At 65.7% G+C, this 7471-nt stretch carries 6 protein-coding genes and 1 pseudogene; 1 reads left to right on the top strand and 6 read right to left on the bottom strand.

The window, feature by feature from the left end:
• Nucleotides 1-6: 6 nt before the first annotated feature.
• From DJ70_RS08295 to DJ70_RS08305, 3 genes are read right to left on the bottom strand one after another with little or no spacing between them, the layout of a single operon-like run.
• Nucleotides 7-1098 (bottom strand): AAA family ATPase, encoded by a 1092-nt coding sequence (locus tag DJ70_RS08295; RefSeq protein ID WP_094531872.1) that lies wholly within the window; start codon nt 1096-1098, stop codon nt 7-9.
• Nucleotides 1091-2242 (bottom strand): DUF4350 domain-containing protein, encoded by a 1152-nt coding sequence (locus tag DJ70_RS08300; protein WP_094531874.1) that lies wholly within the window; start codon nt 2240-2242, stop codon nt 1091-1093. Before DJ70_RS08300 ends, DJ70_RS08295 begins: the two co-directional genes overlap by 8 nt.
• Nucleotides 2243-2518: a hypothetical protein gene (locus tag DJ70_RS08305; protein WP_094531876.1), complete on the bottom strand. Its 276-nt coding sequence runs from the start codon at nt 2516-2518 to the stop codon at nt 2243-2245.
• Nucleotides 2519-2643: 125 nt separating this feature from the next.
• On the opposite strand from DJ70_RS08305, the gene DJ70_RS08310 reads away from it, so the two are divergent.
• A complete protein-coding gene (locus DJ70_RS08310) occupies nt 2644-3762 on the top strand; it encodes a DUF1616 domain-containing protein (RefSeq protein WP_094531878.1) in 1119 nt (372 codons plus the stop codon).
• Between the two features lie 217 nt (nt 3763-3979).
• Here DJ70_RS08310 and DJ70_RS08315 read toward each other — a convergent pair whose 3' ends face one another.
• From DJ70_RS08315 to DJ70_RS17375, 3 genes and pseudogenes are all read right to left on the bottom strand, one after another.
• Nucleotides 3980-4753, bottom strand: coding sequence for a hypothetical protein (locus DJ70_RS08315; RefSeq protein WP_094531880.1), 774 nt, complete (start codon nt 4751-4753; stop codon nt 3980-3982).
• Nucleotides 4754-4847: 94 nt separating this feature from the next.
• Nucleotides 4848-7130, bottom strand: a complete 2283-nt coding sequence (locus DJ70_RS08320; RefSeq protein ID WP_143420982.1) for a CARDB domain-containing protein — start codon at nt 7128-7130, stop codon at nt 4848-4850.
• A pseudogene (locus tag DJ70_RS17375) lies at nt 7069-7471 on the bottom strand (hypothetical protein); the annotation flags it as partial. The gene DJ70_RS08320 and the pseudogene DJ70_RS17375, both read right to left, overlap by 62 nt.

Below are 7471 nucleotides of genomic sequence, written 5' to 3' on the forward strand. Positions count from 1 at the left end.
ATCCGGTCACTCGATCGTCTCCGAGTCGGATCGATCCGTCTCGGGTTCCGCCCCGTCGGTCAGCGGTTTCGGATCCGGCTCCGTCCCGTCGGTCGTTTCGCCCGTGTCCCGTTCACCGGTCGCCTCGACGCTCTCCGTTTCCGTGAACGACACGTCGGCGCCTGGGGGTGCGATCCCGTCGACGACCTCCGCGATGACATCGGTCACTGACCGTTCGGCGAGCTCCGCGTCAGTCGTTCGGATCACCCGGTGGACGAGCACCGGCTCCGCAAGGGCCTTGACGTCGTCCGGGATGACGTACGACCGGCCACGGATCGCGGCGCGAGCCTTGCTTCCCCTGAGAAACGCCAGCGTCGCCCGTGGAGAGCCGCCGTACCGGAGCGCCGGCGAGTCACGCGTCCCCGAGACGATATCCAGGATGTACTCCTTGACGGGGTCCGCGACGAACACGTCGCTGACCGCCTCGCTCGCGGCCAGCACCTCCTCCCGTTCCACGACCTGCGGGACGTCCTCGGCGTCGAGCGAGGGCGCGTTGTCGAATCGATCGAGGACCTCCCGCTCGTCGGGGCGACTCGGCACGTCGACCGTATACTTCAGCTGGAAGCGGTCCCGCTGTGCCTCGGGTAACTCGAAGACACCCTCCATCTCGATGGGGTTCTGCGTGGCGACCACCATGAACGGCCGGGGAAGCTCGAGGGTCTGGTTCTCGATGGTGACCGTCGACTCCTCCATCGCCTCTAGGAGCGCGCTCTGGGTCTTCGGCGTGGCACGGTTGATCTCGTCGGCAACGACGAGGTTCGAGAACACCGGTCCCTTGCGGAGCTGAAACTCGCCGGTCGCCTGTTGGTAGACGTTCGTTCCCGAGACGTCGGCGGGGACCATGTCGGGGGTCATCTGGACCCGCCCGTACGAGAGTCCGAGCGCGCGAGCGAACGCGTTCGCGATCGTGGTCTTCGCGACGCCGGGAACGCCCTCGAGAAGCACGTGTCCGTCGGTGAGCAGCGCGACCGTGAGCCCTTCGAGGACGTCGTCGTTGCCGACGACGACGTCGCTCGTCGCCTCCCGGATCGCGTCGTACACCGTCTCGGGGCTACTCATCCTCCCCACCTCGGTCCCGCTCGGACAAAACGTCTGTCATCGCACGCCGGAGTCGCGTCTCGTCCCACTCGGGGTATCGACGCCGGAGCGCGGCCAGGACGGTCGCCTCGTCGACGGCGGGCCCGTCGTCCTCGGAACCCGACCCGAGGAGCCAGACCGGGAGCCGAGTTCGCCAGCGTCGCGGCAACGCTGCGCGCAGTCGACGTTTGACGGTGCGCGTGTCGCCGGCTCCGTGCCGTCCGTACCTCCAGATCGCGGCGACACCGAACAGCCCGAACGCGACCTGTGCCGCCGGCGACGACCGGAACTCCAACAGGGCGACGGCCAGCGGCGGCTGGTCGCCGGCGTGCGAGTAGTCGAGCAGGGTACGATCGCCCGCCTCCAGAAGCGCCGTCGCGAACGCCTCGTTGTCCGGCTCGGTCAGCATGGCGTTGATGAAGACGCTCGGGTCGCCGACGGCGATCACCCGTCCGTCACCGACCGATTCGACGGCGACCACCGGATACCTTCCCAGCTCGTCGTCGGGCGAGAGGGCGCCGGTCGCGTTGCGGTCGAGATACCCGAACGGCGACGTGGTGACGATCGCCGTCGCGTTCGTCGCCGGCGTTTCGTTTCCGACCGCCGTCGAGTTCGCGAACTCGACGGCGGTCGCGCCGTTCAGCGTCAGTTGCCCGACGCCCACCGTATACGGGCTCTCGGCGACGTTCGTCGCGACCGGCAGCGACGGCGCCCGGTAGTAACTCCGCTCGTCGCGGAGCCGTGCGCCGTCGAACCGCATGGTCGCGCCGACGTCGCCGAGGAGGCGATCCCCGTGCGGGCCGACGTCGTCCGCGACGACCAGCGTCCCGCCGGCCGCGACGAACTCGCGGACGTACCGTGAGTCGTTCTCCCCGTACGCCTCCGTCGGCGCGAGCGCCACCGCGACGGCGTCGTCGGGATCGGCCGTCTCATACGCACTCGTCTCGAGTACGACGCGAGCGTCCGACTCCCGATCGGCGACCTCGCGGAAGTCGCTCGTCCCGTCCCACTCGACGTTGTACGCGCCGAACGCGGCCGTCGTCGTGCTCGCGGCGACGACGAGCGCGACGGCGACGACGAGCGCCAACGCGTACAGGACGAGCTGCGGGAGCGCCGGCCGGCGCATCTACAGTATCCCCTCCGGGAGGATCTCGAGGATCCTGCGCACGACGATGTAGCCGAACCCGGCGAGGCCGATCACGATCACCGGGAGCAGTCGGCGTCGCCAGCGTGGCGTCACGTTGAACGGTGCCGTCAACTCGACGACGACGAGCAGCCCGATGAGCGAGACGACGAAGAAGAGCTCTAACGACAGCGACCCGAGCACGCTCAGGAGGACGATCGTGGCGAGCATCCAGGCGACGACGCCGTACACGAACCGTCGTCGCTTTCCGATGGCCATCACGCTCCGCTTCGTGCGAGGAGATATCAATCCTGTGGTACGATGGATTCCGCTCCCCGCCGTGAGCGGTCCGCACCGCTTCGGCGACCGAGTCGCTTTTGTTTGCCGTGTCGTTGGCGTGATGTATGGTCGATCGTCGCGGCGCGTGGCTGCTGCTCCCGGCCCCCCTTCGCCGGCTCCCGGCGGACCTCGCCGCGACGGTCGCCGTGACGCTGTTGACGCTCGCGACCGTGTTCGTCCCCGTCGTCAACGACACGCCGCTGCGTGTGGCCTTCGGGATCGTCTTCGTCCTGTTCTTACCCGGCTACGCGTTCATCGCCGCGCTGTTTCCGGAGTCCGGAAGCGAGGCGTCCGACGAACACGGACTCGACGCCACGGAGACGACCTTCAACTCAGACGACGGGCCCCGCCCGGTTCCGGGCACCGAGGCGGCCGAGAACGCCTCGACCGTCCGCCCCGAACGCGACGCCGACCCCGCCGGGGCGTCCGGTCGGTCGGGCATCGACGGGATCGAACGCGTCGCGCTGTCGTTCGGGCTCTCGATCGCCGTCGTCCCGCTGATCGGGCTCGTGTTGAACTTCACGCCGTGGGGGATCCGCCTCGTCCCCGTCACGACGGCGGTCGCCGGGTTCACGCTGGGTTGCGTCGCCGTCGCGGCACGGCGTCGTCGAGAACTGCCCGAATCGGAGCGGTTCGCGGTTCCGTATGACCAGTGGATCGCCGCCGCCAGGAGGGAGTTGTTCGAGCCCGACGACCGCGTCGACGCGACGCTCACCGTCCTACTCGTCGTCTCCGTGCTGCTCGCCGTCGGCAGCGTCGGATACGCCGTGGCGGTTCCGCCCCAGGGCGAGCAGTTCACCGAGTTCTACCTCCTCACCGAGGATCCGGATGGCGAGTTAGTCGCCGACGGATATCCGGAGACGATGGAGCGGGGAGAGACGACCGAACTGGTCGTGGGGATCGGCAACAACGAGTACCGGACCGCGACGTACACCGTCGTCGTCCAGCTCCAGGAGGTTCAGGTGGCGAACAACTCCACGACGGTGCTCGATCGAACGGAGCTCGACAGGTTCGAGACGACGGTTCCCCACAACGAAACTCATCACCGGCGACACACGCTTCGCCCGACGCGGAGCGGCGAGAACCTTCGCGTTCAGTACCTCCTGTATATGGAAGAGCCGCCGGATGATCCGACCGGCGAGAACGCGTACCGTGAACTTCACCTCTGGATGGACGTCGAGTGACCGTCCGGATCGACGCCGGCCCGTCGACCCGCCGCGATCGGTCCTCGGTCAGCGCCGTCGTCGGATCCGGTCGTCCAGTCAGTCGACTGACGGCTGGCCAGTCTCGTCCTCGACGAGCGGCGGTCGTCGGTAACGTCGTTGACGCGGTTCGGCTCGGCACGTCTCGCTTCGCTACCCGACTCCGCCGGTGACCCCCTTCGTAGGATGCCCACCGTCCTCACTCGATCCCACGGACGAGCGTGAGGACACGCTCCTCGTACTCTTCCGGCTTCAGACCGAGGTCGACGCCGACCGACACCGAGATCGCGGTGGACAGCGCCGCCTCGGTTTCGACCGCGAGGTTCTCGGCCGGAAACGCACCGCCGCCGACGAGTACGCTCCCCTCGGCCCCCCACACCGCCAGCCGTCCGGCTATCGGGAGCGCGTCGGCGTCGAGTTCGACGGCCTCACCGTCAGCGATCGGGATCGATATCGGACCGACCGGGACCGTTCCGCGGAGATCGGTTCGCCGCGCCGGCTCGTCGGCACCGACGCGAAGCGTCCCCGTTCCGACGCGTTCGATTCCCTCGACCCCGTTCGTGCCCATCTGGTTCACCATGATCGTACGCGCGATCGCTTCCACCTCATCGATCATTCGTTCCTGTCCGATCTCGCCGGGGAGACTCGTGAGATCCGGGTCGATCGTGACTCGCCCGGCGAAGAAGAGCAGCGGCGCGTCACGTACCTGGCCGAGCGTCTTCTCGACTATCTCCTCGCGGAGGGTCGCGTTCTCGTACACCTCGGTCGTCGACGTCGCAGTCACCCCTTGTCCCGCGATCGCGAAGTCGAACGCCTCCGTCCGTACGCGGTCGACGAGCTCCCACCCGTTCGCGTCGAGCCTGTCGTCCGGGACGGCCGGTGGACCCGCGGACGCGCTCGCGAGGCAGCCGGCGAGCCCCGTCGACCCCGCCACGCCCGCGCCCGTCGCGGCGAGAAACCGCCGTCTGTCCATACAGACAGCAAAGTAATTTATTCATTTGAAACTAACGCGTCTCCTCGGCGAGTCGATGGTATGCTCACGAATCGAGCGTATCCATCGACGGATCTCACTCGCAACGTGTCCGCCGTCTAAGAGTTGCGACTGCGACGGTTATCGCCAGCACCGCGGTCATGAAGGTGAATCCCGAGGTTTCATCCTCGACGACCGTGGTTAGCGTACCCGCGCTCCGATCGGCATTCGTGCTGACAGTGTACTCCGTTTCCCCGGTCGGTACTCCGGAAGTGTCGAGTCCGGAGAAATTCACTGTCGTCTCCTCGCCGGCGCCGAGAGTGATCTCCTGTCGCTCTACAAGTTGATCGTTCCCGATCTCGAGCGTAACGTCTTGTGTGGTCGACTCATTACCCACGTTCTCGATCGTTGCCGAGATCGTTACCTCCTCGCCCTGCTCGACCTCGACTGCGGCCGGGGCAAGATTACTGATCACGAGTGTTTCCGGTTCGGTTGTTGGTCCGTCGCCGGAGCCATCTCCGTCATCAGACCCGTTATCTCTGTCGTCGGAACCGTTGCCGTCGTCGGAACCGTTGCCGTCGTCGGAACCGTTGCCGTCGTCGGAATCGTCGCTGTCACCGGGGTCACCATCCGGATCCGAATCTCCAGCTTTTTCGACGGTAAGGGTCGTCGTCAGATCGTCGTTCCCGCTGTACACGCCGTACGTGTAGTTGCCGGGAGCGATCTCGATCGCTTGCTCCTCGAAGGCGAGTCGGCGAGATTCGTTCGGTGCGAGGTTCACCTGTTTGCTGTCGATCGCTTCCGAGTCGATACGGAGTTCGACGGTCTCTTCGGCGCGTTCGTCGCCGGTATTCGTCACGGTCACCTCGGGTGTGATCGATCCGCCTTCCTCCACGGTGGGTTTCTTCGGTGTCAGGTTACTTACCGCAACGAAGGCGGGTTCCGGAGATGGCCCGATAGTCAGCGTGCCCGTCCATGTCTCGTTGTCCGTCCGGATCGCGTACTCGTAGTTTGCCGGCGTGAGCTCGAGACTATCGTTCTCGAGAGTGACGGTCCGGGTCTCGTCTCCTGGTATCTCCACGGTTCGATCGTCGATGACTCGATCGTTGACGACGAATCGTATCGTCTGCTCACCAGTGGCGTTCTCTCCGTTGCTGATCGTCGCATTGACTGCGACCGGATCGCCCTGCTCGACCGTGGGTTCGTCCGGGTCGACGTCCATGACCTCGAAGTACGGTGGTTGCGTAGCCGCCTCGATAGTCAGCGTGCCCGTCCATGTCTCGTTGTCCGTCCGGATCGCGTACTCGTAGTTTGCCGGCGTGAGCTCGAGACTATCGTTCTCGAGAGTGACGGTCCGGGTCTCGTCGCCCGCTACCTCCACAGTCCGGTCGTCGACGACTCGGTCGTTAACGACGAATCGTACCGCTTGTTCGCCGGAGACGTTCTCTCCGTTGCTGATCGTCGCGTTGATTGCGACCGGGTCGCCCTGCTCGACCGCGGGCTCGTTCGGCTCGACGTCCGTAAGGTTGAAATATGCGGATTCGACGGCAGCCTCGACAGTCAGCGTGCCCGTCCGGGTCTCGTTGTCCGTCCGGATCGCGTACTCGTAGTTGCCCGGGTCCCGATCGACGGTGACGTTCTCGAACTCGATCGATCGACTCTCGTTAGGTCCGAGGTCGACCGTTCGATCGGCGAGGACCTCCTCATCGACGGAGAACGCCACCGACTGCTCGCCTGAGCGATCGCCGCCGTTAGTCACGTTCGCGTTCACGGTAACGGTGCCGCCTTCGGTGATCGCTTCGGGGTCGAGACTCACCTCCGGGAGCGTGAACACCGCGGGCTGTTCCGCAGATCCGGTCGAGACCGAGAGGTCGATTCGCTCGAGCTCTCCGGACGACCACGTGACATCGTCCGGATCGGTCTCGTTGACCTTGATCCGCTCGCCGTCGGTCGTGATGAGGTAGAACCGGACGGGCGTCCCCTCGTCGTCGGAGTTACCTTCCACGTACAGCTGTTCACCCCCCGCGGTCTCTTCGCCATACTCTCCCGGATCCTCGACGGTGATCGAGCCGCGAACCTCACCGTTCACCTCGGCTTCGACTTCGACTCCCGTCGCCGCCGGCTCGCCGTCGATCGTGATCTCGCCGTAGTAAGCTGCGGGCACGGATGGTGGCTCGTCTTGTTCGTCGGCGGTCACGGGCGCGGTGGCCGCCAGCGTCGCACAGAGGACGCATCCGATCAGTGCGAGCACACAGACGCGATGTGGGGTCACGGTGGCCGGTCTCACGCCCGTCCCTCCTCGCATATCCTCCGAGTCGCTACGCATTCTGCCCCTCCGGCCGTCTCGCCTCTCCTCCAGCAGCGGCGTAAGCGGGATCACTCCTTCCGGTCCGTGTGTCGGTCGTCTTCCCGGTCGTCGTCAGGATTCCGGACGAAGCGATCGTCGTCGACGCGGTTGAGTTCGCTCCGTCGGTTTCGTCTTCCTCCGATGTCGTATATTCCGTTTCGTTTCCGCCGTCGGAGTCGTCATCCGATGTCTGATTTCCGACGGTTTCATCTCCTCCGTCCGGCGTAGCCGTGTCGTCAGTGGTGGTTTGATTGGTGTCGTCAGTGGTGGTTTGATTGGTGTCGTCGGTCTCGTCTGTCTCGTTGGTGGTACCGTCGGTGGTGGTTTGATTGGTACCGTCGGTAGTGTCCCTGGTGGTGGTCGTGTTCTCGATG

It is taken from the genome of Halorubrum halodurans (assembly GCF_002252985.1).
GTDB lineage: Archaea > Halobacteriota > Halobacteria > Halobacteriales > Haloferacaceae > Halorubrum > Halorubrum halodurans.